Source organism: Amycolatopsis sp. CA-230715, from assembly GCF_018736145.1.
In the GTDB taxonomy this organism is placed as follows: Bacteria; Actinomycetota; Actinomycetes; order Mycobacteriales; family Pseudonocardiaceae; genus Amycolatopsis.
Genome location: NZ_CP059997.1, coordinates 9,782,209 through 9,804,365 on the forward strand (window position 1 = coordinate 9,782,209; position 22,157 = coordinate 9,804,365).

Below are 22,157 nucleotides of genomic sequence, written 5' to 3' on the forward strand. Positions count from 1 at the left end.
CGTTCTTCGTTCAGGCGTCCTGGTGCACGCGCCAGCGGACGCTGGTCACCGAAGGCTCCAGCGAGAGCCTGCTGACCGCGGACTCCATCTGCGCGTCGTCGCGCTGGTCGCCGACGAGTTCCGCGCGCACCTCGACGGCGTCGCGCTCGGCGACGTCGGTGCTCAGCACGGACAGCAGCCGGAAGTCGGTCCTGGTCAGCGACTGCACGAGCAGCGCGCGGACGTGGGCCTCGGCGGACCCCGAGGTCACGGCCTCGAAGGTGTAGGTGGCCGGCTCCTCGTCCCCGGTGTCGGGGCGGCGGTCGACCACCCTGCCCAGCGCGCGCAGCACCACGTTGACGCCGACGACGACCACGGTGCCCGCGGCGGCGACACCGTAGAGCCCCGACCCGGCGAGCGCCCCGACGGCGGCGGAGCACCACAGGGTCGCCGCGGTGTTGAGCCCGCGCACGTTGAGCCCGTCACGCAGGATCACGCCCGCGCCGAGGAACCCGATCCCGGACACGATCTGCGCGGCGACGCGGGTCGGGTCCGCGTCCCCGCTTCCGGAAAGCCCGCCGAAACCGTGGGCGGAGAGCAGGACGAACAGGGTGGCGCCGACGGCGACGAGCGCGTTCGTCCGCAGGCCAGCCATCCTGGCGCGGTACTGGCGCTCGAACCCGATGAGGGCGCCGAGCCCGACGCCGGTTCCCACGCGCAGCAGCATTTCGAAGGTGGTCATGGTGGTCTCCCTCTGGCGTGCGCACACAAAGCCAGACAGATGGGGACGACCGGGATCGCCCAGCGGTCGAAGTGCTGGGGTCAGCGCGCGGAACGGGCGAGGCCCGCGGCGCGTCCGGTCGTCTCGGGACTGTCTTCCGGCATGTGCCGCTCACCTCGCTTTCGTTCTCGGGCGGTGTCGATCAACCCCTGGACCATACCGGGGGTATCGCGGAGAAGGACACCCTCACCGTCGGTCCTGTGCGCGAACTCACCGTGACGGGTGGACGGGCCGGGGGTGCGGCGAATACCGTGCCGGACATGGGGGAACAGCACGGGATCCAACCGGTCACCACCGCCAACGAGCTGCGGGAGGTACTGAAGGAACCCGCGAAAGCCTTGTGGGACAAGGACATCGCGCGCATCGACGAGCACGCCCGCACGATCATCGAGCACTCCCCGTTCTTCGTGCTGGCGACCGCCGCCGCTGACGGCACCTGTGACGTGTCGCCACGCGGCGAGCCCGCGGGCGGGGTGCTGGTCCTCGACGAGCGGACACTGGCGATCCCGGACCGCCCCGGCAACCGGCGCGCGGACAGTCTGCGCAACATCCTCGAAAACCCCGGCGTCGGGCTGCTCTTCATGGTGCCAGGCATGAACGAAACACTGCGGGTGAACGGGACCGCGACGATCGCGCGCGACGCCCCGTTCTTCGACCGGATGGCGGTGCACGGCAAGCGCCCGCGGCTCGCCATCGTGGTCGAGGTGACCGAGCTGTTCCTGCACTGCGCCAAGGCTTTCCTGCGCGCCGGGCTGTGGCAGCCGGACACCTGGCCCGCGCGGGAGAGCCTGCCGAGCGCGGGCCGGATCGCGAAGGACCACATGGGCACCAAGATCCCGGCCGCGGTGCTGGACGCCGCGCTCGCCGCCGAAGCCAAGCTCAACCGGTACTGATCCTCGCCGGTTTCACGAAAGCGGCGTCGTATAGGTCATTATACAGTTGACTTCAACCAAGGTTTAAGTTTCACACTGTTCTCGACGGGCTTTCCGGCGAAGGGCAAGCGAATGATCTTGGTGACGGGCGCGACGGGGAACGTGGGGCAGAACGTGGTCGCCCAGCTGCGTTCCGCGGGCGAAGACGTGCGGGTGCTGACCCGCTCGCCTGGCTCGGTGAACTTCCCTGGCGGCGTCGAGGTGATCGGCGGCGCGCTGGACGACGCACGCGCGGTGAGCCGTGCGCTCGACGGTGTCGAAAAGGCTTATCTGTTCCCGGTTCCGGACGCGGCGGCGGGATTCGCTTCGGCGGCGAAGGCGGCCGGGCTGCGCCGGATCGTCGTGCTGTCGTCCTCGGCGACCACCTTGCCCGGTAATCCCATCGGCGCGTACCACCTGACGGTCGAACGCGCTGTCGAGAGCGGCTCGACGGGGAGTGGACCCACGTGCGCCCCGGCGCGTTCGCCTACAACACGATCCGGCTCTGGGGCGAGACAATCCGGCGCGAGTCCGTCGTCCGCTCCCCCTACGGCGATGCGCGGATCGCGCCGATGCACGAAGCCGATATCGCGGCCGTCGCGGTGACCGCACTGCTCGACGACGGTCACGCGGGGGCGAAGTACGTGCTCACCGGTCCCGAGTCGCTGAGCCAGCGAGAGCAGGTGGAAATCATCGGGAAGGCCACCGGGCGGACGATCCGGTTCGAAGAGCTGACCGAGGAACAGGCCGAACGCGACGGGGTGCCGACGATGCCGCTCGACTACCTCCGGTCCGCCGTCGGCGCCCCCGCCGAGATCCTGCCGACGATCGCCGAAGTCACCGGCCGCCCGGCGCGCACTTTCGCCGAGTGGGCCGAAGACCACGCCGGGGACTTCCGGTAGGCGGCGGCCGGGGTGCTCGCCCGACCGCCGCCTACCGGTTCGGTCAGCCCTTGTTCGCCGGGGTGGTGAACGGCTGCACGTCCGGGTCGAACACCTGGCCAGCGGCGGGCACCTTGAGGTCGATCAGATAGTCCGCGGTCGCGGCGTCGACCCCGGCCGAGTCACCGAGGATGCAGTGGCCGAACGCGTCGACCGACAGCAGCCGCGAGTAGCCGAGTTCGTCGGCCATCCGCTGCGCGAAGCGGTACTGCGTGGCGGGGTCGTAGTAGTTGCCGATGACGAGCACCGGGTTGTCGGTGCTGGCCCGCCACGGGCCCCGATACACGTCCGCCTTCTTCACCGGCCACGCCGGGCAGGCCGCCGGGTCGGTGAACGCCTGGTACCGCCCGAAGGTCGGCGACTCCCGCTCCCAGTTCGCCGCGAGCGCGGGCAGGTCGTCGAGCTTGTTGCGGAACTTCTTGTCCGAGCAGTTCACCGCGTAGTAGGAATCGTCGGACAGGTACGGGCTGTCGCCGCGGGCGTCGAACTTGCCCAGTTTCGTGGGCGCCAGCAGCGTGGAGAAGTTCGCGGCGGACAGCGCGTGCGCCGCGGCCGGTGCCTTGAGCACGTTGTACACGCTCTGCAGCTGCGAGGCGATGGAGCTGAACGCGGACGGCGAGTAGAGCACGCTCGACATGACGCTGGTGAACTGGCCGATGTCGAGCGTGCCGCCCGGCAGCTTGATCGGCGCCTGGCGCAGCGCGGCGCGGATCTCGTCGAACTTCTGCTTCGGCTGCCCCGCGCTGAACGCGCATGCCGGTCCCGCCTGCTTGCACTTCTCGAGGAAGCCCTTGAGCGAGATTTCGAAGCCCTGCGCACGTTCCCGGTCGTACTGCGTCCCGTCGGAGGTGCGCAGCGCCGGGTCGACGTTGCCGTCGATCACGAGCGCGCGGGCGTTCTTCGGGAACATCGCCGCGTAGGTCGCGCCGATCAGTGTCCCGTAGGAGAAGCCGACGAAGTTGAGCTTCGCGTCACCGGCCGCGGCCCGCAGGAGGTCGAGGTCGCGCACGACGTCCTTTGTGGACATATGGCTGAGCAGCGCGCCGCCGTTGGTCTTGCAGAACCGCCCGTAGTCGCGGAAGCTCGCGAGCGCGGCGGACATCTCCGCCCTGCTGATCGGCATCAGGATCTGGCCCGCCGTCACCTCCGCGGCGTCTTCGGCCGTGGTGAAGCAGCGCAGCGGGTTGCTCGCCCCCACCCCGCGCGGGTCGAAGCCGACCGTGTCGAACCGGTCGAGCACCGCCTGGTCGAAGTACCCCGTCGCGGACACCGGCATGCGCAGCCCTGAGCCGCCGGGGCCGCCGGGGTTGAGGAACAGCGAGCCGATGCGCTGGTCCGGTTTCGCGGCCGCCCGCTTCAGCAGCGCGATGTCGATGGTGCCGAGCGCGGCGTTGTCGTGGTCGATCGGCACGCGGTAGGTGGCGCACGAGTACGGGCCCGCGGGCACCGTGCCCGGCGCGCACGCGTGCCACGCGATCGGCGCGACCGCCCCCACGACGGCCGGTGCCGGTACCGGTGCCGCGGTGGTCGCGGCCGCGGCCGGTGTCACCGCCACCGCGACCCCCGCGGCGAGCGCACCCGCCAGTACGAGTCTTCGCACCGGCGACTTCGCAGTCTTCTTCGACACGTTCGTCCTCCCGTCACGGATCCACCCCGGCCACCCAGGGTGATCGGCCTCTCACCCTGCCATGCGGGGAACCGGACGGCACCGGCCAAACGGATGGCGCGGACGGATCGGGCTAACGCCTGGTGAGGACGAAGATGGGCAAGTCGCGGCCGGCCGCGACGCGTTCCATCTCGTAGCCGGGCCAGAACTCCAGGAGCCGCCGCCACATCTCGTCGTACTCGTCGCCCTTGAGTTCGGCGGCCACCACCGGGGTTTCCTTGCCCCGCACGGCGACGACGGCGTCGGGATGGGCGCGCAGGTTGTGGCTCCACGCCGGGTCCGCCGACCGGCCCCAGTTGGAGCCGGTCAGCACGAACCCGTCGCAGTAGGGGAAGTAGAGCAGGTTGGTGCTGCGTGGCAGGCCGCTCTTGCGGCCGGTGGTGGTGACCCGCAGGGACGGCAGGCCCGCGAGCGCCACCAGGCTGATCCTGCCCTTCGACAGCCGGTGGAGCCGCTGGTCCGCCCAGACGATGCCGGGCGCGAGGTCCATCAGCCAACGCCGGGTCCCGAGCGCGCGGGCCAGCAGGGTGAGCGGATTGCGCATCCGCCCATCCTTTCAGGCCGCGCGCGCCAGGGTGGTCACCGGACCGACCGGGACAGCGACACCCCGAAGAGCTTCCGCTCGTCGGTCCACCAGCGCTCCACCGCGAACCCCGCGTCGGCGAGTTCCGCGCCGATCCCGGCCGGGGTGAACTTCGCCGAGACCTCGGTGCGGATGTGCTCGCCCTCCTCGAACGCCACGTCGATCCCGGCGCCGGGGATGTGCACGACCATGTCCTCGCGCGCCCGCAGCCGCATCTCGATCCACGCTTCGCCCGCGTCCCAATAGGACTCGTGCGCGAAGCGATCGGGGTCGAAGTCCGCGCCGAGCCGGGCGTTGATCACCCGCAGCACGTTGCGGTTGAACTCGGCGGTCACCCCGGCCGCGTCGTCGTAGGCCCGTTCGAGGGTGACCGCGTCCTTGACGAGATCGGTGCCGAGCAGCAGCCACTCCCCTTCGTCGAGGACGTCCCGCACCGAGCGCAGGAACTTCGCCCGCTCACCGGGCAGGAAGTTGCCGATCGTGCCGCCGAGGAAGGCCACCAGGCGCGGCCGCTCGCCCGGCAGCAGATCGAGGTGCTCGGTGAAGTCGCCGACGACCCCGCGCACGGACAGGCCCGCGTACTCCGCGCCGATCGCCGCGACGGCTTCGGCCAGTGCCGACTCCGACACGTCGAGCGGGACGAATTCGTCGAGCGTGCCGTGCGCCCGCAGCCCGTCGAGCAGGAGGCGCGTCTTCTCGCTCGACCCTGAACCCAGTTCGACGAGCGTGCGCGCACCGGTCACGCGGGCGATCTCGGCGGCCTGGAGTTCGAGGACCTCCCGTTCGGACCGCGTCGGGTAGTACTCCGGCAGTGCCGTGATCTGCTCGAACAGCTCGCTGCCGCGAGCGTCGTAGAACCACTTGGGGGGCAGCCACTTCCGCGCGGCCGTGAGTCCTTCGCGGACGTCCGCGCGCAGTGCCGCGGTCACGTCGTCGGGAGCTGAGTGGACGTCGAGATCCGGTTCGCCCATGGCGGTCAACCGCTCCGATCTTCGGTAAGGGGGATGAGGTCGGCCGACTCGGCGGTCGCGACCACGAGGTGGTGTTCCGGGACCGGCGTCCAGCCGGGCCCGTCGTCGAGCGGCTCGGAGGCGAGCAGGACGCCGTCGGCGTCCTGCCGCAAGGACAACGCGTGCGTCCACGTCGTCCCGATCAGCACCGAGCCGTCGGTGAGCAGGAAGTTGAGCCGCGATCCGGGCGCCGCGGCCTCCAGTTCGAGCACGAGGTCCGCGACCGCGCGGGCGGGCTCCGCGCCGTCGCGCAGCCGCGCGCGGAGCATCGCCCACACCAACGCCGAATCCGTCGGCGCCTCCAGCCGGAGCAGTTCGGTGACGGGCAGCGCCTTCGCCATCGCCGCCATCGAATCCGGCCAGCCGCGGACCACGCCGTTGTGGCTGAACAACCAGCGCCCGTCGGTGAACGGCGCGCAGGCCGCCTCGGTGACCGGCATGCCCGGTGTGCCCGACCGCACCGCGGCCAGGAACGCCCCGCTGGCAACGGAACCGGCGAGCGCGGGCAGCGCCTCGTCCGTCCACAACGGACTCGGCCGCCGGTACCGGACGGGTTCGGCGCGCGCGTCGAACCACGCGAGCCCGAACCCGTCGGCGTTGACCGTGCCGCCGCGGCGCATGTCCGCCGGGGCGTAGGACTGGACCAGCAGGGAGTGCGGCGCCTCGAACACCGGACCGGCCGGTGAGCGCGGTGCGCCGAGGTAAGCCAGGTGGCGGCACACCGGGGTCAGCTCACCTCACCCGGTGCGGCGTCCCGCGCGCAGCGGAACCCGGCGAAGATCTGCCGCCGGATCGGGTAGTCCCAGTTGCGGAACGTGCCCCTGATCGCCGCCGCGTCGGTGGCGAACGACCCGCCGCGCAGCACCTTGTACGCCGGGCCGAAGAACACCTCGGAGTACTCGCGGTACGGGAAGGCGGTGAAATCGGGGTAGCCGTGGAAGTCCGAGCTCGTCCACTCCCACACGTCGCCGATCAGCTGGTGCGCCCCGACCGGGGATACCCCGTCCGGGTAGGCGCCCACTGGAGCCGGGCTCAGGTGGCGCTGCCCGAGGTTGGCCCTCGACGGCGTCGGTTCGTCATTGCCCCAAGGAAAACGGCGCGATTCCCCCGTCGCGGGGTCGAACCGCGCGGCCTTCTCCCACTCCGCCTCGGTGGGCAGCCGCCTGCCCGCCCACGCCGCGTACGCCTCGGCCTCGTAGTAGGACACGTGCACCACGGGCTGGTCCGACGGAACCCGCTCGTAAACCCCGAACCGGGTGCGCCACCACCCGCCGGACTCCCGCCGCCAGAACCGCGGCGCCGAGATCCCGTGCTCGCGCAGGTACGACCAGCCGTCCTCGCTCCACCACCGGCGTTCGCGATATCCGCCCGCATCGAGGAATTCGGCGAAGGCGCCGTTGGTCACCGGCGCGGTGTCGAGGTAGAAGGAGTCCACAGTGGTCTCGTGCGCCGGGCGCTCGTTGTCCAGCGCCCACGGTTCCGCCGAAGTGCCCATCACGAACGGGCCACCTGGCACGAACACCTCCGGCGGCAGCGCGCCAGCCCGGCGCGGCGGCACCGGCTCCGCTTTCAGCACCGGTTCGCCCTTGCGCAGCTGGTGCGTGGCCAGCATGGTCTCGTCGTGCTGTTGCTCGTGCTGGGTGATCATGCCGAAGGCGAACGCCGACTCGGTCAGCCTGCGGCCCTCCAGCGGCGCGGTTTCCAGCACGTCGAACGCCTTCGCGCGCACCTCGCGCACGTACGCCCGCGCCTGCGCCGGATCGAGCAGCGGCAAGCCGGGCCGGTCCGCGCGGGCGTGCTTGAACGCGTCGTACAACTCGTCGATGTCGGGCCGGATCGGCGTGCGCCCGCCGACGTCCCGCACCAGCCACAGCTCCTCCTGGCTGCCGATGTGCGCGAGATCCCACACCAGCGGCGACATCAGCTTCGAATGCTGGCGGACGAGGTCTTCGTCGCCGACCGCGTCGGTCAGCGCGGTCGAGCGGGCACGGGCGCGCGTGAGCGCTTCCGCCGCGTGCGCGCGCAGGTCCTGGACGGGCAGTTCCCGCAACGGGTTCGCCCCTTCGGCCGGGGTGACGGTCACGACCGGTCTCCCTTCTTCGCAGCGAGCTTTTGCACGTTCTCGGTGATTTCGGCGATCTCCGCCTCGGGCAGGCCCGTGCCGGGCAGCGCCGCGCAGCCGAGATCGGCCACGGCCCGTGCCACGGCGGCGATACCGGGATGGGCCATGCCGTCGCGCGCGGCACGGCGCCAGCGCCGCGCCACCGGCTCGCACACCGCTCGCACCTGGTCCACTGTGGACGGTTCGGCGAGCAGCGCGGTCAGCAGCGCGACCGGGTGCAGCCAGTCGGCAGGCCGCTGCGCGTCCAGGTAGCGCACCTCGAGGTAGCCGTGCGGGCGCACCGGCGTGAACATCGTCGTCAGGTGGTAGGCGAGATCGGCCTTCGTCGGCCTGCCCAGCTCCTCGCCACCACCGTCGACCCAGTCGGCGAAGGTCAGGCCCGGCGGCGCGTCCCACTCGGCGGAGGACCGCGGGAACACCATCAGCGGGGTGTCCATGATGCGCCGCGCCCAGTCCGTCGCCGGATCCGCCGACGGCGCCGCGGCGAAGGTGCGCGCGCGTTCCGTGCGCATCACCGCGTCCCACCGCGCGGACGCGAGCCCGGTGTCGCGACCGGCGTGGTGGCGCGAGTTCGCGAAGAGCGCGAGCAGCGGCGGGCCCAGCGCGTGCACCGCGGCCCAGCGCGCGGCGGCTTCGGCCGCCTCGCCGGTGTCGACGCAGACCTGCAGCCCGGCCGTGCTGGCCATCATGGTGATGCCGCCGGTGCCGAGCGGGCCGAACCGCCGTTCCATGGCCGCGTAGCGCTCGGTTTCGAGCACCCTGGCCGGCGGGCGGTGCGCGTCGATACCCGTTTCGCCGAGGACGAGCCCGGCGCGGGCGAGAAGTTCGCGGAGGTGGGCGAGATCGGCGGAGACGACTTCGGCGAGCCTGCGCAACGAGGGCTGCGGGAGTGCCGAGATCTCCACCTGGCATCCCGGCTCGAGACTGAGCGGGGAACCGGCGGGCAACGGCTCCGCGGGGCTGTCCGCGCGGAGCGTGCGGGGGGTGTGCGGGCCGAGCGCACGGGCGAGATCGGCGGTGTGGAGCGGTCTTCGCGGATCTCCGGCGTGGTGGACGGTGTACTCCAGTTCGACGCCGAGCAGCCGCGGTGGGCCGTGCTTGAAGCACACCGAGGCCACGTAGGCCTCACCCTCCGCGCGGTCGGAGATCACCTCCTCCGCCAGCTCGGATGAGGTGATCGCGTGGCCGGAATCGGTGATACGGGGGGAAAGCGCGTGAATCGCTGTCATCACTCCGCCCTGTCCATGACGTGGGAGCAGTTGACTTCGGACGCTACACGCGGGGTACGACATTTTCAGCTCACCGTCCCGCCGGGCAGGACCGCGCGCTCACGGTGCAGGATCGCCACCCGGACGGCCTCACCCGGTCAGGGCAACCGATCGGCCGTTACGGGAGGGTCTGCTCGGTGCCGAGCCCCAGTTCGGCCGCGGCCGTCCGCACCGCCTCGATCACCAGCTGGAGCGACGCGCGCCGCAGTGCCGTGGTGCGGTAGGCGATCGACACGGTGCGCATCACCGGTGTGCTCAGCGCGACGACGTCGACGCCGGGAGGGCGGTGCGTCAGCCCCAGATCCGACACCAGGGTGATTCCGAGCCCGGCGCCGACCATCGCCATCGCGGTCGGCTGCTCCCCCACCTCGTGGTCGATCTTCGGCTCGAAGCCGTGCCTGCGGCAGGCGTTGCGGATCGCGCGCCCGAAGTGGCTCTTCGGGCTGGCCAGTATCCACGGGTGGTCGGCGAGGTCGAGCAGCGCGACCGAGTCCCCCGGCAGGGATCCCGCCGGCACCGCCGCGTGCAGCCGCTCGACGGCGATCACGGCGCGTTCGAGCCCGGCGTCCCACGGCATCGGCGCGTCGGAATAGTCGATCACGAACGAAAAGTCGAGCGCGCCGTCCCGCACCGCGTCCGCGGTGTCCTCCGGCGCGAGTTCCTTGGTGCGCACCACGATCCCGGGGTGCGACTGCTGCAGCGAGTTGAGCGCGGTGGGCAGCAGGCCGGAGGCGACCGACGCCCACACGCCCGCGGTCAGCCGGACCGCCACGGTGTCCTGCGCCTCCTCGAGCGCCAGCGTCGCCCGTTCGACGGAGCCGAGGATCAGCTCGGCGTGCTCGGTCAGCAGCACGCCGAGCTCGGTCAGCTGGACGCGTCTGCCCAGCCGCTCGAACAACTTCGCCCCCACGTCCCGTTCCAGCTGCGCGAGTTGCTGCGACACGGCGGAGGCCGTGTAGTGCAACGCGGCCGCCGCCGCGGTGACCGTCCCGCGGCGTTCCAGTTCGCGGAGCATCCGCAAGCGGTGCAACGAAAGCTCCATGCACCAACCCTAAACGGAACCGTCCATGATCTTTAACTGGACGCGCGCGCGGCCGCGGCCCCACTCTGGTGGTACCGGGACGGGCGGAGTGCCCGCGCCGGGAACCGGGCCCGTTCGCCCCAACGCACCGACGCCATCGCCGGTCGGTTCCGCCTGCGCGGAAACCACCCGGCGTGCTCGGTCGTGCCCGCGAACGGAGACCGAGGCAATGCCGTCGAGAAGCGAAGCTTGGAGGTGGGTCGAGTGACCACGATGCAGAACCCTTCGGACCAGCCGACGATCGTGCGTGCGGGGGCGGACGAAGGTGTTGCCACCGAACCACTCCTCCGGCTCACCTGGACCGACCCGGTCACCGGCTGCCGCGGCTACCTCGTGGTGCACACGCTGGTCAACACCCTGGCCACCGGTGGCACGCGGATGCGCGCCGGCTGCACGATGACCGAGGTCGAGGACCTGGCGCGCGGCATGGCCAACAAGACGGCCACCTTCAACCTGCCGGTCGGCGGCGCGAAGGGCGGTATCGACTTCGACCCGAAGGACCCGCGCGCGTTCGAGGTGCTCGAGCGGTTCTGCACGGCGATGCGGCCGTGGCTGGACGCGCACTGGGTGACCGCCGAAGACCTCGGCGTCCCGCAGCACCTGATCGACGAGGTGTTCGCGAAGCTGGGCCTCGGCCAGTCCTACCACGCCGCGATCAGCCGAGCGGTCGATCCGGAGCGCACCCTGCGCCGCGTGCAGGCGGGGCTCAACGCGCCCGTCCCCGGCGGTCTGCTGCTCGGTGACGTCATCGGCGGCTACGGCGTCGCACAGGCCTGCCTCGGCGTTTCCGCGGCGTGGGAGCGGCCCGCCGCCGACACCACGGTCGCCATCCAGGGCATCGGCACCATGGGCGGCGGCGCCGCGTGGTACCTGCATGAGGCCGGGGTCCGCGTGGTCGCGGTCGCCGACGCCGCGGGCACCCTGCACGACCCCGAAGGCCTCGACATCCCGGCACTGCTGGACCTTCGCGACGCCTACGGCGAAATCGACCGCTCGCGCGTGCCGGAGCACGTGGCGCGCCTGCCGCGCGAGGCGATCGTTTCGACGGACGCGGACATCTTCGTGCCCGCCGCCATCTCCTACGCGATCACCGAGCAGAACGTGGGCGAGGTCGCGGCGAAGGTCGTGATCGAGGCGGCGAACGCGGCGACGACCCCGGCGGCCGAGGCCGCGTTGTCCGCGCGCGAAATCCCGGTGATCCCGGACTTCGTGGCGAACGCGGGTGCCGCCGCGTGGGCGTGGTGGCTGCTGCTCGGCGAGGTCGGCGCCGATCCCGCCGACTCGTTCCTGCGGCTGCGCACCGAGATGCAGGCGCGCATCGCGCTGCTGATGGGCAGCTGGGCGATGGACCGGATCCCGCCGAGGGCCACCGGCCTGCGGCTGGCCGCGGACAACCGCGCGGAACGCCTCGCGCAGCAGGGCGGGGTCGACGCGCCCGTCGTGATCCCCTGACCGGGAGGCGGCCCCGGCCGCCTCCCCACGGGAAAGTCACAGTACGTACGTACGGATTGCGTGGCCGTGGTGTCCGATGACAGGATCACAGGATGCCACGGGTCAGCCAGGATCACCTCGACGCACGACGGCGCCAGATCCTCGACGGCTCGCGGGTGTGTTTCGCGCGCTACGGGTACGAGGGTGCCACGGTCCGGCGCCTGGAGGAAGCCACCGGGCTGTCCCGCGGCGCGATCTTCCACCACTTCCGCGACAAGGAGTCGCTGTTCCTCGCGCTCGCCGAGGACGACGCGGTGCAGATGGCCGACGTGGTCGCCGCGCAGGGCCTCGTGCAGGTGATGCGCGATCTGCTCGCCGGCGGCAGCGAGCACCCCGCGGACTGGCTCGGCACGCGGCTCGAGGTGTCGCGGCGGCTGCGCACCGATCCCGAGTTCCGCGGCCGCTGGGCCGAACGGTCGAAGCAGCTGACCACCGCCACCCGGCAGCGCCTGCTGCGCCAGCGCGAGGCCGGGAAGCTACGCGACGACGTGGACGTCGACGTGCTGACCGCGTTTCTGGAACTCGTGCTGGAGGGCCTCGTCTCCCACCTGGCGATGGGCCTGCCCGCCGACGATCTCGAACCCGTGCTGAACCTGGTCGAGGAGACCGTGCGCCGCCACTAGGCGCGTCCCGGGCAGCGGCATGCCGTGAAGGTGGCCATCAGGGGCGTTCGACCGCGTGTCCGCGCGGGACTCGGACCGAGGCGAGCTGGGTGGCCTGCCCGACGAGGCGGCCCTTCGCGTCCCAGGCGTGCGCGGTCTCGTCCATCCGGTCGCCGCCGATCTCGGTCGCGGCCATCCTGACCCGGACCGGTCCCGGTGCGGGCAGCCGTCGCAGGTAGGCGCTGAACTGCACGGTCGGCGCCCAGCCCGGTACCCCGAGGTCGTAGGAGACCGGTGGCACCGGGTCGAGTGCCACCAGCAGGCTCAGCGGGTCCCAGTCGGCCCCGTTCGCGAGGCGTTGCCAGCCCGCGAGCACACCCGCGCCCGACGGCTTCCCCACCGCGAAACCGAGCCCTGCCGGATCGAGGCGCTGGTCGACGACCTCCATCAGGGGCACGCGGAAGTCCGCGCCGGGTACCTCGGGCGGGTTGCGGACGCAGTCCGCCTCATCCGGAATCTCGACCGGTTCCGCCCGTGACCACCACGCGTCGGTTTCGTCGAGCTTTCCTTGCACGATCAGCGCTTCGACGCACGGCGACCCGTCCTGCGCCAGCCTGGCGCGCAGCTGCGTGGCCCCCCGCCCGGCGCGCAGGAGTTCGACCTCGACGTCGGCCGCACCGGGCGCGGGCGCCTGGATGAACGAAGCGCTGACGGCGGTCGGATGCGGGTGCGCCTCCCCCGCCACCCGCGCCGCCGCGCGCCCGAGCACCGCCAGCAGGTACCCGCCGTGCAGCTTCGTGCCCACGGCCCAGCCGGGGTCCAGTTCGGCGCCGAACCGGTGGCCCGATGCCGTGCCCTGCCGCGGTTCGACCGCGGTCGCCGTCTCGAAATCCGTCATCGTGAATCGCGCTCCGTTCGTCTCCCCACCGAGGTTGACAGCGTCAACTTGACGATGTCAACCTCATGTGGTGAACACGAAACGCGTCCGGGCCCGTCCCGGTGACGGTGCCAAGCTGCGCGAGGAGATCCTCCGCACCGCCGAGCGGCTCCTCGTCGAGTCCGGTACCGAGGAGGCCCTGACGCTGCGCGCCGTGGCGAGGCTGGCATCGGTGACCACGCCATCGGTGTACCTGCACTTCTCCGGCAAGGAAGCGCTCGTCGAAGCGGTGTGCCTGCGCGTGTGGGACGAACTCGGCACCCGCATCCGCGACGCCTGCGAGGGGATGACCGATCCCTTCATGGCGCTCGGCCAGTGCGGGCGCGCGTACATCCACTTCGCGCTCGAACACCCCGTGCAGTACCGGGTGCTGCTGATGCGCCCGAACGACGCCGAGGACATCCCGCCCGCCGCGGCTGCCTGCTTCCGGCACATGGTCGACGCGGTCACCGCCTGCGTCGAAAACGGTGTCCTGCGAGGAGATCCCGAGACGCTCGCGCTCGGCATGTGGTCGGCGATGCACGGGTGCGTGTCGCTGGTCATCGCGCAGCCCGCGCTGCCGTGGCCCGAGGATTTCGAGTCCTTCGTCAACCACGTCGTCCGGATCGCGGGGTTCGGCAGCGCGCTGCAGGGCGCGCTCCCCGGCGCCGCCGTGCCGCGGAGCAGGGACCTCGCCGCGGGCATGGACGGGCTCGCGAAGGCCATGCGGCAGCGAGGCGCGCGATGACCCGGCGCACGGTGCTGGTGACGGGCGCTTCACGGGGTATCGGGGCCGAGACCGCCCGCCTCCTCGGCGCCGGAGGCGTGCACGTGTTCGTGAACTACCGAGAGAAGGCGAAGCGCGCGGACCAGGTCGTCGGCGAGATCGTCGACGCTGGCGGTTCGGCCGCCGCGGTGCGCGCCGACCTCACCGACCGCGATGCCGTCGACGCGATGATCGACGACATCCGCGCGAGCCACGGCCGCCTGGACGCGTTGGTGCTCAACGCTTCCGGCGGCATGGAGCGCGGCGCCGCACCCGGCTACGCCCTCGCGCTGAACCGGGACGCGCAGATCGGCGCGCTCGACTCCGCGCTGCCGCTGATGACCGCACGAAGCCGGGTTGTCTTCGTGACCAGCCACCAGGCGCACTTCCACGGCAAGGGGTCCGCCTACGAGCAGTACGAACCCGTGGCGCACAGCAAGCGCGCGGGCGAAGACGCACTGCGGGCGCGCATCCCGGCACTGTCCGCGCGGGGCATCGATCTCGTCGTGGTGTCCGGGGACATGATCGAAGGCACCATCACCGTCACACTCCTCGACCGGGCGCGCCCGGGAACCCTCGACGCACGGCGCGCGCAAGTGGGAACGCTTCCCACGGTCGGGGAATTCGCGGCGGAGGTGGCGAACGCGGTCACGGCCCCGTTCGAAACCGGGCACACCGTCTACGTCGGCGGCGCGGATTACCTGGTGCGCTGAGAATGTCGGTGGGGCGTGTTCCACTGAGGACATGGATCTGCTGAGCGCGCACGAAGAAGCCATGCGGGGGTTCGACGATCTCGTGGGCCGGATCGGGGATCGCTGGGCCGCGCCGACGCCGTGTACCGAGTGGACGGTCGCCGATCTGCTCAACCACCTCGTCGGCGAGCAGCTGTGGGTGCCGCACCTGCTCGCGGGCGAGACGCTCGAGGAGGTCGGCGGCCGGTACGACGGCGACGTGCTCGGTGCCGACCCGGTCGGGGCGTGGCGGCGGTCCTCGGCCGCCGCCCGTGCCGCGTGGGTCGAAGACGGTGCCACCGAACGGGATGTGCACGTGTCCTTCGGCGAGATCGGCGCCGCCGAGTACGGCTGGCAGATGACGCTCGACCTCGCCGTGCACGGCTGGGACCTGGCGAAGGCGATCGACGTCACGTCGCCCCTCGGCGAGACCATGGCTCGGCGGCTGCTGGAAGTGTTCGAACCGGAGCTGGAACAGTGGCAGGGCATGGGGATCTTCGCCGCGCCGGTGCCCGTCCCGGCGGGCGCGGACACGCCGTCGAAGCTGCTCGCGCTCCTGGGCCGCGACCCCGGCTGAGGAGGAGAAAGCGCACGAAACGGCCGCGGGGACGGTACGCTGGTCGCACCGCAGCAGTTCTTGTTCCGTTTTTCGAGGAGTGACACCTTTCGTGCGCGACGCGCAGTCACCTGGTGACAGTACTAAGCCGGGTGACGAACCCGGCTTGCCCCTGGTCCCCCCACGCTTGACGCCCCTCGGCGGTGTCGCGTAGTGGACATCGTTCTCGCCGTGCTCGGCGTGCTCTTCTTCATCCTCCTGACGATCGGCACCGGTCTCGCCGTCGCGGCGGAGTTCTCGCTCACCGCGCTCGAACGCAGCACCGTCGACGCGAACGTCCGCCAGGTCGGCGACAAGCGCTCGACGACCGTGCAGAAGGCGCACCGGACGCTGTCGTTCCAGCTCTCCGGCGCGCAGGTCGCGATCACCATCACCACGCTGGTCACCGGGTACGTCGCGGAGCCGCTCATCGGCAGGCTCGTGAACCCGCTGCTGACCGCCGTCGGCCTTCCCGGCGGCGCCGCGGGCGTGGTCTCCCTCGTGCTGACCCTGCTCATCGCGACGTCGGCGTCGATGATCCTCGGCGAGATGGTGCCGAAGAACCTCGCGATCGCCCGTCCACTCCAGACCGCGCGCGCGGTGGCCGGGTACCACTCGCGCTTCTCCGCGCTGTTCCGCTGGCTCATCACGCTGATGAACAACAGCGCGAACTTCCTGGTGCGCAAGTTCGGCGTGGAGCCGCAGGAGGAACTGCGCTCGGCGCGGTCACCGCAGGAACTGGGCTCGATCGTGCGCTCCAGCGCCGAAAGCGGCACGCTCGACACCTCGACCGCGGAGCTGCTCGACAAGTCCCTCCGCTTCGGGGAGCGCACCGCGGAGGAGCTGATGACGCCGCGCGTGCAGGTCGAGTCGCTCACCGTCGACGACACGGTCCACGCGCTCGTCGAACTCGCCCGGCGCACCGGGTTCTCCCGGTTCCCGGTCTACACCGAGGATCTCGACGACGTGCAGGGCGCCGTCCACGTCAAGCAGGCGTTCACGGTGCCCGCGGCCGAGCGCGGCACGGTCAAGATCGGTTCCGTGATGCGGCCGGTCCCCACCGTCCCCGAATCCCTGCCCGGTGACGCGCTGCTGAACCGCCTGCGCGCGTCCCGGTTCCAGGTCGCGATCGTGGTCGACGAGTACGGCGGCACCGCGGGACTGGTGACGCTGGAGGACGTCGTCGAAGAGATCATCGGCGACGTCCGCGACGAGCACGATTCCCACGAAGGGCCCGCGTCCCAACGCCTCGGCGCCGACAGCTGGGTGGTCTCGGGACAGCTCAGGGCGGACGAAGTGACCGAGCAGACCGGGTTCCGGATGCCCGACGGCGACTACGAGACCATCGCGGGCCTCATCCTCGAACGGCTGGGCAAGATCCCCGCCGCGGGCGATTCCGCCGACGTCGACGGCTGGCGGCTGACCGTCACGGAGATGGACCGGCTGCGGATCGCCGAGGTCGGGGTCCACCGCGTCACCGCGCCCGCACCCGAAAAGCAGGAGGCGGGACGATGAGCGACTGGTGGTATTTGGCACTGGTTTTCGTGCTGCTGCTGGCGAACGCGTTCTTCGTCGGCGCCGAGTTCACGCTCATCTCCTCGCGCCGCGACCGGCTGGAAGCGTTGCTGGAGCAGGGAAAGACGCGCGCGCGGATCGTGATCAACGCGAGCAGGAACGTGTCGCTGATGCTCGCGGGCGCGCAGCTGGGCATCACGATCTGCTCGCTGCTGCTGGGGCGGCTCGGCGAGCCCGCGGTGGCGCACCGGCTCGCCGCGTTCTTCGAGCTGTTCGGCATCCCCGAGGTGCTGCTGCACCCGATCTCGTTCGCGATCGCGCTGGCCTTCATCACCATCCTGCACGTGCTGATCGGCGAGATGGTGCCGAAGAACCTCGCGATCGCCGAGCCGGAGCGGCTCGCGCTGTGGCTGGTGCCGCTGCACGTCGGCTGGGTGAAGCTGGCGAACCCGTTCATCTGGGTGCTGAACTTCGTGTCGAACTCGGCGCTGCGCCTGGTGAAGGTCGAGCCCAAGGACGAGCTGGAAACCGCCTACACCTCCGACGAACTGGCGGAGCTGCTGAGCGAGTCGCGCCGCGAGGGCCTGCTGGAGCAGTCCGAGCACGAACGGCTGAGCCAGACCCTGTCCTCGGTCCAGAAGACCGTCGCGGACGTGCTGGTGCCCACCGGCGAGCTCACCACGCTGCCGGTGTCCCCCACCGTGGGCGACGTCGAGCACGCGGTGTCCGAGACCGGTTTCTCGCGTTTCCCGGTGCGAGACGGCGGCGGCGCGCTGATCGGCTACATCCACGTGAAGGACGTGCTCGACCAGCTCAACGGCGACCCCGGCCGGACGGTCGCACCGGAGAAGACGCGCAACCTCACCGAACTGCGCGCCGACGCGCGCCTCGACGTCGCGCTTTCCGCAATGCGCAAGGAAGGCAGCCACCTCGCGCGCGCGGTGGGCCCGGACGGGAACGCGGTCGGCGTGGTGACGCTGGAGGATCTCGTCGAGGAGTACGTGGGCACGGTCCGCGACGGAACCCATGTGACACGCTGAAGACCGTGGGCACCGTACTGACCGAACAGGAGTGGCGTGCGCGCGAGGAGGCGCACACCGCCCGGATGCGGCGCTGGACCGAACCGCACCAGCGCCGCCGTTCGCGTGGCGAAAAGCACCCGGTGCTCGACTTCCTGTTCACCTACTACTCGCACCGGCCCTCACACCTCGAACGGTGGCAGCCCGGCCCGGGGATCGTGTTGTCCGGGGCGGGCGCCACGCGCTTCCTCGAACGCCGCGGCTACCGCGCGGTGCCGGACGGAGTCGCCCTCGACGACGCGGAGTTCGGCGAGAACCGGGTCCGCACCGCGCGCTACATCCGGTCGCTCCTGGAAGCCACGGCGTCGCGCGCGCCGCGGCTGAGCTGCTTCGGCCTGCACGAGTGGGCGATGGTCTACCGCCAGCCGCCCGGCGAGGTGCGCCACACCCAGCTGCCGCTGCGGCTCGGCTCCTCGGGCACCGACGAGGTGGTAAACTCCCTGGAAGTCCGGTGCGGGCACTACGACGCGTTCCGGTTCTTCACCGAAGCGGCCCGCCCCCGCAACACGCTCACCCCGGCGAGGACGACCCAAATCGATCTTGAACAGCCCGGCTGCCTGCACGCCAACATGGATCTGTTCAAATGGGCCTACAAACTCGACCCGTTCGTCCCGTCGGAACTGCTCGGCGACTGTTTCGAACTGGCCGCGGACATCCGCGTGCTCGACATGCGGGCGAGCCCGTACGACCTGACCGGTTTCGGGTACTCGCCGGTCCCGATCGAGACGCCGGGCGGGCGTGCCGAGTACGCCCGTGCGCAGGCGGAATTCGCCCGCCGAGCGGCACCGCTGCGTACACGACTGGTCGCGCTCTGCACGCGACTGCTCGAAAACGGGAATCGAGCTGTTAACACCGGTGACAACTGATAGTCATCACATTTCCTCCACACCTCTAACCTGTTAGAGTGATAACGTTTTGATTGCATACTCTGAGCACGCAATTCGCGGTCGAAAGGACTCCAATGGGGCGACACAGCAGGGCCGAAGACCCCGCTCCCTACCGTCCTGAAGGTCCGCCCGTCCGGGCGGAAAGATCGGGCCAGCCCCAGCAGGGCCGTCCTCGCGCACGCCAGGTCCCCCCGGACCGTGCGCGAGCGGGCCAGGCGCAGCCGCGGGGTCAGTTCCGCGGGGAGCACCCTGGACGGCAGGGCGGCCGCCCGTCGCGGCCGAACCCGGCTCCCGCCGCCGAGCGTCCCGCCGCGGGCCAGGGCCGCCGCAGGCGCGCCACCAAGATCGACGTCACCGGCCCGATCGACCCCGCCGCCGTCGCCCGCGCGAAGAACAGCTCGGACACCGGGACCCACCGCATCGTCGGCAAGAAGCAGCGGCGCCGGGTCGCCAAGTGGCCCATCGCGTGCCTCGCGCTCGTCGCGCTCGCGGTACTCGGCTGGCTCGGCTGGGGCTGGGCCGACGGCATCGTGAACAACCGCGCGGAGGCACAGGCGTCCGCGTGCTCCGAAGGGGAAACCTCGATCGCGGTGGTGGTGGCGCCGGACGCCGAGCAGCCAGCCAAGGCCGCGGCCGGCCGCTGGAACCAGGCGAACACCGTGGTGCACGGCCACTGCGTCCGGGTCGACGTGCGCGCGGCCTCCTCGGAGCGCACGCTCAACGCGCTGGCCGGTCGCGGCAGCATCGACGAGATCGGCGGGCTCCCCGCGGCGTGGATGCCGGACAGCTCGTCGTGGGTGACGCAGCTGAAGGCCGCCAAGCCGGGCATGATCTCCTCGCCGCCGGAACCCATCGCCAGCGGGAAGCCCGCGGACTACCCGTACGTCGGGATCGGCGGCAAGATCGACGACGTGCAGCAGCGGGCGGCGCAGTCCTTCCGCGAGTTCCTCAAGCAGCCCGCCCAGCAGACCGACTTCGCCGACGCCGGGCTCACCAAGCGATGAGGGGCACCAGGGTCACGCGAGGTTGAACGTGTCGGGGTCGGGCCCGACCCGCTCGCCGCGGTCGAGCTCGGCGATCACCGTCATGTCGTCGTCGGCGAGCTCGAAGTCGAACACGTCGATGTTCTCCGCGATCCGTGACGGGGTCACCGACTTCGGGATCACCACGGTGCCGAGCTGCAGGTGCCACCGCAGGATGATCTGCGCGGCCGTCTTGCCGTACTTCGACGCCAGCGAGCCGATCGTGCCGTCGGAGAACAACGCGCCCTGGGCGAGCGGGCTCCACGCCTCGGTGACGATCCCGTTCTCGGCGTGGAACTCCCGCAGCGGGCCCTGCTGGAGCTGCGGGTGCAGCTCGATCTGGTTCACCGCGGGCACGATCTGGGTCTCCGACATGAGCCGCTGAAGGTGCGGGATCTGGAAGTTCGACACGCCGATCGCGCGCACCCTGCCGTCGTTGTACAGCTCTTCGATGGCGCGCCAGGTCTCAATGTACTTGTCGCGCTGCGGCAGCGGCCAGTGGATCAGGTACAGGTCGAGGTAGTCGAACCCGAGCTCCGCCATGCTGCGGTCGAAGCCGCGGAGCGTGGTGTCACGGCCCTGGTCGGAGTTCCACAGCTTGGTGGTGAGGAACAGGTCCTCGCGCGCGGTCTCCGAGGAGCGGATGCCCTCGCCGACCCCGGCCTCGTTCCGGTAGGCGGCCGCGGTGTCGATGCTGCGGTACCCGGCGTCGATCGCGGTCCTGACGATCTTCGCGGTCTGGTCTTCCGGCACCTGCCAGACGCCGAACCCGAGCTGCGGGATGACGACGTCGTTGTTGAGAGCGACGGTGGGCACGGGCGGAGGAATGGCCATGGGGTTCCGGTCCTCGTTTCGGTCTCGCGGTCGAACCTGCCGCGGTCATCGTCTCACTGCGGACCGCGCAGGCGCGCGGCGGTCCGCTCGTCCGCGGGGAAGAACGACTCGATGACGAGTTCGGCCATCGTCACGTCCAGCGGCGTGCCGAAAGTCGCCACAGCGCTGAAGAACGCGAGTTCGGTATCGCGGTGCCGAAGCCGCAGCGGCACGAAGATGTCGCCGGGCCCCGGAACCTCCACTTCGGGCACTTCCTGATCGCACGGGTAGCCGCGCAGTTCGCCGAGCAGCGCGGTCAGCTCCGGGTCCGCGGTCGCGGCGACCTGGCGCCGCAGCGTGCCGAGCAGGTGCGCGCGCCACTCCCCCAGGTTCACGATGCGCGGGGCCATCCCGTCCGGGTGCAGGGTCAGCCGCAGCACGTTCACCGGCGGCGCGAGCAGCGCCGGATCGACGCCTTCGAGCAGCAGTCCCGCGCTCGCGTTGGAATCGAGCAGGTTCCAGCCCCGGTCGACCACCACCGCCGGGTACGGGTCGTGCCCCGCCAGCAGCAGCCGGACGGCCTCCCGCACCGCGGACATCTCCGGCGCGTCCAGCCCGGCCTGCCGGTACGCGGGCGCGTACCCGGCGGCGAGCAGCAGCTGGTTCCGTTCGCGCAGCGGCACATCGAGGTGCTCGCCGAGCCGCAGGACCATCTCGCGGCTCGGCTTCGAGCGGCCCGTTTCCACGAAGCTGAGGTGCCGGCTGGAGATCTCGGCGGTCAGCGACAGGTCGAGCTGGCTGATGCGCCTGCGCTCGCGCCAGGCGCGCAGGAGCGTGCCGACGGATTGCGGGGGAACCTGCGTCACGGTGGTCACGGCGATCACCGTACGACGGCGGGTACGGCACGGCCATTACCTCCGGCGTAATCGACACGCCCCGGCACACCCGGCCAAGGTGGTGGCACGGCGGAACCCCGCCGATCCTTTGCCCCACAACGAAAAGAGGCCCCGTGTCCGACTACCAGCACCTCGCGGAGCGCTACATCGCGGTGTGGAACACCACCGACCCTCAGCAGCGGCGAGCACTCGTCGACGAGCTGTTCACCGCCGACGCGACCTACACCGATCCGCTCGGCGCGGTCAGCGGCAGGGACGGCGTGGACGGGTTCGTCGCGAGTGCGCAGGAGCAGTTCGCCGGTCTCGTGTTCAGCCTGTCCGGTACCGCCGACGGCCACCACGACCTGGCGCGGTTCACCTGGCACCTGACCCCGCCCGGCGGCGGCGAACCGCTCGCCATCGGGTTCGACGTGATCGAAGTGGACGGCGAGCGCATCCGGCGCGTGCACGGGTTCCTCGACAAGGTCCCGTCCTGAGCGACACTGTCCACAATGGAGAAAAG

Annotated in this window: 24 protein-coding genes; 13 read left to right on the forward strand and 11 right to left on the reverse strand. The window is 71.1% G+C overall.

Going from position 1 to position 22,157, the window contains the following annotated elements:
- Window positions 1-10: 10 nt before the first annotated feature.
- Window positions 11-721: an MgtC/SapB family protein gene (locus HUW46_RS45175; RefSeq protein ID WP_215544772.1), complete on the reverse strand. Its 711-nt coding sequence runs from the start codon at window positions 719-721 to the stop codon at window positions 11-13.
- A 299-nt stretch (window positions 722-1,020) separates the two neighbouring features.
- On the opposite strand from HUW46_RS45175, the gene HUW46_RS45180 reads away from it, so the two are divergent.
- The 3 genes from HUW46_RS45180 to HUW46_RS48670 all read left to right on the forward strand — a co-directional run bounded on the left by HUW46_RS45180 (window position 1,021) and on the right by HUW46_RS48670 (window position 2,573).
- Window positions 1,021-1,653 (forward strand): pyridoxamine 5'-phosphate oxidase family protein, encoded by a 633-nt coding sequence (locus HUW46_RS45180; protein ID WP_215544773.1) that lies wholly within the window; start codon window positions 1,021-1,023, stop codon window positions 1,651-1,653.
- Window positions 1,654-1,764: 111 nt separating this feature from the next.
- Window positions 1,765-2,277, forward strand: coding sequence for an SDR family oxidoreductase (locus HUW46_RS48665; RefSeq protein ID WP_254125584.1), 513 nt, complete (start codon window positions 1,765-1,767; stop codon window positions 2,275-2,277).
- The gene (locus HUW46_RS48670) at window positions 2,244-2,573 is read left to right on the forward strand and encodes a hypothetical protein (RefSeq protein ID WP_442860893.1); all 330 of its coding nucleotides are present in this window, start codon (window positions 2,244-2,246) and stop codon (window positions 2,571-2,573) included. The genes HUW46_RS48665 and HUW46_RS48670 overlap by 34 nt, the downstream gene beginning before the upstream one ends.
- 43 nt (window positions 2,574-2,616) lie before the next feature.
- Here the strand turns inward: HUW46_RS48670 and HUW46_RS45190 are convergent, their stop codons facing one another.
- The 7 genes from HUW46_RS45190 to HUW46_RS45220 form a co-directional block, all read right to left on the reverse strand.
- The gene (locus HUW46_RS45190; RefSeq protein WP_215550496.1) at window positions 2,617-4,212 is read right to left on the reverse strand and encodes an alpha/beta hydrolase; all 1,596 of its coding nucleotides are present in this window, start codon (window positions 4,210-4,212) and stop codon (window positions 2,617-2,619) included.
- Window positions 4,213-4,351: 139 nt separating this feature from the next.
- Window positions 4,352-4,822, reverse strand: coding sequence for a nitroreductase family deazaflavin-dependent oxidoreductase (locus HUW46_RS45195; RefSeq protein ID WP_215544774.1), 471 nt, complete (start codon window positions 4,820-4,822; stop codon window positions 4,352-4,354).
- A gap of 35 nt (window positions 4,823-4,857) precedes the next feature.
- Window positions 4,858-5,832 carry an L-histidine N(alpha)-methyltransferase gene (gene egtD, locus HUW46_RS45200; RefSeq protein WP_215544775.1) on the reverse strand — a complete coding sequence of 325 codons (975 nt, stop codon included), beginning with the start codon at window positions 5,830-5,832 and terminating at the stop codon, window positions 4,858-4,860.
- A 5-nt stretch (window positions 5,833-5,837) separates the two neighbouring features.
- Window positions 5,838-6,593 (reverse strand): ergothioneine biosynthesis protein EgtC, encoded by a 756-nt coding sequence (gene egtC, locus HUW46_RS45205; RefSeq protein ID WP_215544776.1) that lies wholly within the window; start codon window positions 6,591-6,593, stop codon window positions 5,838-5,840.
- Window positions 6,594-6,598: 5 nt separating this feature from the next.
- Window positions 6,599-7,954, reverse strand: a complete 1,356-nt coding sequence (egtB, locus tag HUW46_RS45210; RefSeq protein ID WP_215544777.1) for an ergothioneine biosynthesis protein EgtB — start codon at window positions 7,952-7,954, stop codon at window positions 6,599-6,601.
- Window positions 7,951-9,222 carry a glutamate-cysteine ligase family protein gene (locus tag HUW46_RS45215; protein ID WP_215544778.1) on the reverse strand — a complete coding sequence of 424 codons (1,272 nt, stop codon included), beginning with the start codon at window positions 9,220-9,222 and terminating at the stop codon, window positions 7,951-7,953. Before HUW46_RS45215 ends, egtB begins: the two co-directional genes overlap by 4 nt.
- Before the next feature lie 157 nt (window positions 9,223-9,379).
- A complete protein-coding gene (locus HUW46_RS45220) occupies window positions 9,380-10,303 on the reverse strand; it encodes a LysR family transcriptional regulator (protein ID WP_215544779.1) in 924 nt (307 codons plus the stop codon).
- A gap of 252 nt (window positions 10,304-10,555) precedes the next feature.
- Between HUW46_RS45220 and HUW46_RS45225 the strand changes: the two genes are divergently transcribed.
- Both HUW46_RS45225 and HUW46_RS45230 read left to right on the forward strand, forming a co-directional pair.
- Window positions 10,556-11,794 (forward strand): Glu/Leu/Phe/Val dehydrogenase dimerization domain-containing protein, encoded by a 1,239-nt coding sequence (locus tag HUW46_RS45225; RefSeq protein WP_215550497.1) that lies wholly within the window; start codon window positions 10,556-10,558, stop codon window positions 11,792-11,794.
- A gap of 92 nt (window positions 11,795-11,886) precedes the next feature.
- Entirely contained in the window at window positions 11,887-12,456 is a 570-nt protein-coding gene (locus HUW46_RS45230) for a TetR/AcrR family transcriptional regulator (RefSeq protein ID WP_215544780.1), read from the forward strand.
- 37 nt (window positions 12,457-12,493) lie between these two features.
- Here the strand turns inward: HUW46_RS45230 and HUW46_RS45235 are convergent, their stop codons facing one another.
- The gene (locus tag HUW46_RS45235) at window positions 12,494-13,333 is read right to left on the reverse strand and encodes a thioesterase family protein (RefSeq protein ID WP_215544781.1); all 840 of its coding nucleotides are present in this window, start codon (window positions 13,331-13,333) and stop codon (window positions 12,494-12,496) included.
- 70 nt (window positions 13,334-13,403) lie between these two features.
- Here HUW46_RS45235 and HUW46_RS45240 point away from each other — a divergent pair, with 70 nt between their 5' ends.
- The 7 genes from HUW46_RS45240 to HUW46_RS45270 all read left to right on the forward strand — a co-directional run bounded on the left by HUW46_RS45240 (window position 13,404) and on the right by HUW46_RS45270 (window position 19,928).
- A complete protein-coding gene (locus tag HUW46_RS45240) occupies window positions 13,404-14,099 on the forward strand; it encodes a TetR/AcrR family transcriptional regulator (protein WP_215544782.1) in 696 nt (231 codons plus the stop codon).
- Complete coding sequence (locus HUW46_RS45245; protein WP_215544783.1) at window positions 14,096-14,830, forward strand: SDR family oxidoreductase; 735 nt, start codon at window positions 14,096-14,098, stop codon at window positions 14,828-14,830. Before HUW46_RS45240 ends, HUW46_RS45245 begins: the two co-directional genes overlap by 4 nt.
- Before the next feature lie 31 nt (window positions 14,831-14,861).
- The gene (locus HUW46_RS45250) at window positions 14,862-15,425 is read left to right on the forward strand and encodes a TIGR03086 family metal-binding protein (RefSeq protein ID WP_215544784.1); all 564 of its coding nucleotides are present in this window, start codon (window positions 14,862-14,864) and stop codon (window positions 15,423-15,425) included.
- 192 nt (window positions 15,426-15,617) lie between these two features.
- Window positions 15,618-16,958: a hemolysin family protein gene (locus HUW46_RS45255; RefSeq protein WP_215544785.1), complete on the forward strand. Its 1,341-nt coding sequence runs from the start codon at window positions 15,618-15,620 to the stop codon at window positions 16,956-16,958.
- Window positions 16,955-17,998 carry a hemolysin family protein gene (locus HUW46_RS45260; RefSeq protein WP_215544786.1) on the forward strand — a complete coding sequence of 348 codons (1,044 nt, stop codon included), beginning with the start codon at window positions 16,955-16,957 and terminating at the stop codon, window positions 17,996-17,998. Before HUW46_RS45255 ends, HUW46_RS45260 begins: the two co-directional genes overlap by 4 nt.
- 65 nt (window positions 17,999-18,063) lie before the next feature.
- Window positions 18,064-18,903 carry a 3-methyladenine DNA glycosylase gene (locus HUW46_RS45265; RefSeq protein ID WP_254126716.1) on the forward strand — a complete coding sequence of 280 codons (840 nt, stop codon included), beginning with the start codon at window positions 18,064-18,066 and terminating at the stop codon, window positions 18,901-18,903.
- 95 nt (window positions 18,904-18,998) lie between these two features.
- A complete protein-coding gene (locus HUW46_RS45270; protein ID WP_254125586.1) occupies window positions 18,999-19,928 on the forward strand; it encodes a hypothetical protein in 930 nt (309 codons plus the stop codon).
- A 12-nt stretch (window positions 19,929-19,940) separates the two neighbouring features.
- Here the strand turns inward: HUW46_RS45270 and HUW46_RS45275 are convergent, their stop codons facing one another.
- Together HUW46_RS45275 and HUW46_RS45280 are read right to left on the reverse strand one after the other, a co-directional pair.
- Window positions 19,941-20,780: an aldo/keto reductase gene (locus HUW46_RS45275; RefSeq protein WP_215544788.1), complete on the reverse strand. Its 840-nt coding sequence runs from the start codon at window positions 20,778-20,780 to the stop codon at window positions 19,941-19,943.
- Between the two features lie 53 nt (window positions 20,781-20,833).
- Window positions 20,834-21,643, reverse strand: coding sequence for a helix-turn-helix domain-containing protein (locus HUW46_RS45280; protein ID WP_442860894.1), 810 nt, complete (start codon window positions 21,641-21,643; stop codon window positions 20,834-20,836).
- A 125-nt stretch (window positions 21,644-21,768) separates the two neighbouring features.
- Between HUW46_RS45280 and HUW46_RS45285 the strand changes: the two genes are divergently transcribed.
- The gene (locus HUW46_RS45285) at window positions 21,769-22,131 is read left to right on the forward strand and encodes a nuclear transport factor 2 family protein (protein ID WP_215544789.1); all 363 of its coding nucleotides are present in this window, start codon (window positions 21,769-21,771) and stop codon (window positions 22,129-22,131) included.
- Window positions 22,132-22,157: the final 26 nt, after the last annotated feature.

What these genes read in the sequence shown, in the direction of transcription:
- HUW46_RS45175 (WP_215544772.1), bottom strand. Translation starts at nt 721, where the DNA reads ATGACCACCTTCGAAATGCTGCTGCGCGTGGGAACCGGCGTCGGGCTC.
- HUW46_RS45180 (WP_215544773.1), top strand. Translation starts at nt 1,021, where the DNA reads ATGGGGGAACAGCACGGGATCCAACCGGTCACCACCGCCAACGAGCTG.
- HUW46_RS48665 (WP_254125584.1), top strand. Translation starts at nt 1,765, where the DNA reads ATGATCTTGGTGACGGGCGCGACGGGGAACGTGGGGCAGAACGTGGTC.
- HUW46_RS48670 (WP_442860893.1), top strand. Translation starts at nt 2,244, where the DNA reads ATGCACGAAGCCGATATCGCGGCCGTCGCGGTGACCGCACTGCTCGAC.
- HUW46_RS45195 (WP_215544774.1), bottom strand. Translation starts at nt 4,822, where the DNA reads ATGCGCAATCCGCTCACCCTGCTGGCCCGCGCGCTCGGGACCCGGCGT.
- egtD (WP_215544775.1), bottom strand. Translation starts at nt 5,832, where the DNA reads ATGGGCGAACCGGATCTCGACGTCCACTCAGCTCCCGACGACGTGACC.
- HUW46_RS45215 (WP_215544778.1), bottom strand. Translation starts at nt 9,222, where the DNA reads ATGACAGCGATTCACGCGCTTTCCCCCCGTATCACCGATTCCGGCCAC.
- HUW46_RS45220 (WP_215544779.1), bottom strand. Translation starts at nt 10,303, where the DNA reads ATGGAGCTTTCGTTGCACCGCTTGCGGATGCTCCGCGAACTGGAACGC.
- HUW46_RS45225 (WP_215550497.1), top strand. Translation starts at nt 10,556, where the DNA reads ATGCAGAACCCTTCGGACCAGCCGACGATCGTGCGTGCGGGGGCGGAC.
- HUW46_RS45230 (WP_215544780.1), top strand. Translation starts at nt 11,887, where the DNA reads ATGCCACGGGTCAGCCAGGATCACCTCGACGCACGACGGCGCCAGATC.
- HUW46_RS45235 (WP_215544781.1), bottom strand. Translation starts at nt 13,333, where the DNA reads ATGACGGATTTCGAGACGGCGACCGCGGTCGAACCGCGGCAGGGCACG.
- HUW46_RS45245 (WP_215544783.1), top strand. Translation starts at nt 14,096, where the DNA reads ATGACCCGGCGCACGGTGCTGGTGACGGGCGCTTCACGGGGTATCGGG.
- HUW46_RS45250 (WP_215544784.1), top strand. Translation starts at nt 14,862, where the DNA reads ATGGATCTGCTGAGCGCGCACGAAGAAGCCATGCGGGGGTTCGACGAT.
- HUW46_RS45260 (WP_215544786.1), top strand. Translation starts at nt 16,955, where the DNA reads ATGAGCGACTGGTGGTATTTGGCACTGGTTTTCGTGCTGCTGCTGGCG.
- HUW46_RS45265 (WP_254126716.1), top strand. Translation starts at nt 18,064, where the DNA reads ATGCGGCGCTGGACCGAACCGCACCAGCGCCGCCGTTCGCGTGGCGAA.
- HUW46_RS45270 (WP_254125586.1), top strand. Translation starts at nt 18,999, where the DNA reads ATGGGGCGACACAGCAGGGCCGAAGACCCCGCTCCCTACCGTCCTGAA.
- HUW46_RS45275 (WP_215544788.1), bottom strand. Translation starts at nt 20,780, where the DNA reads ATGGCCATTCCTCCGCCCGTGCCCACCGTCGCTCTCAACAACGACGTC.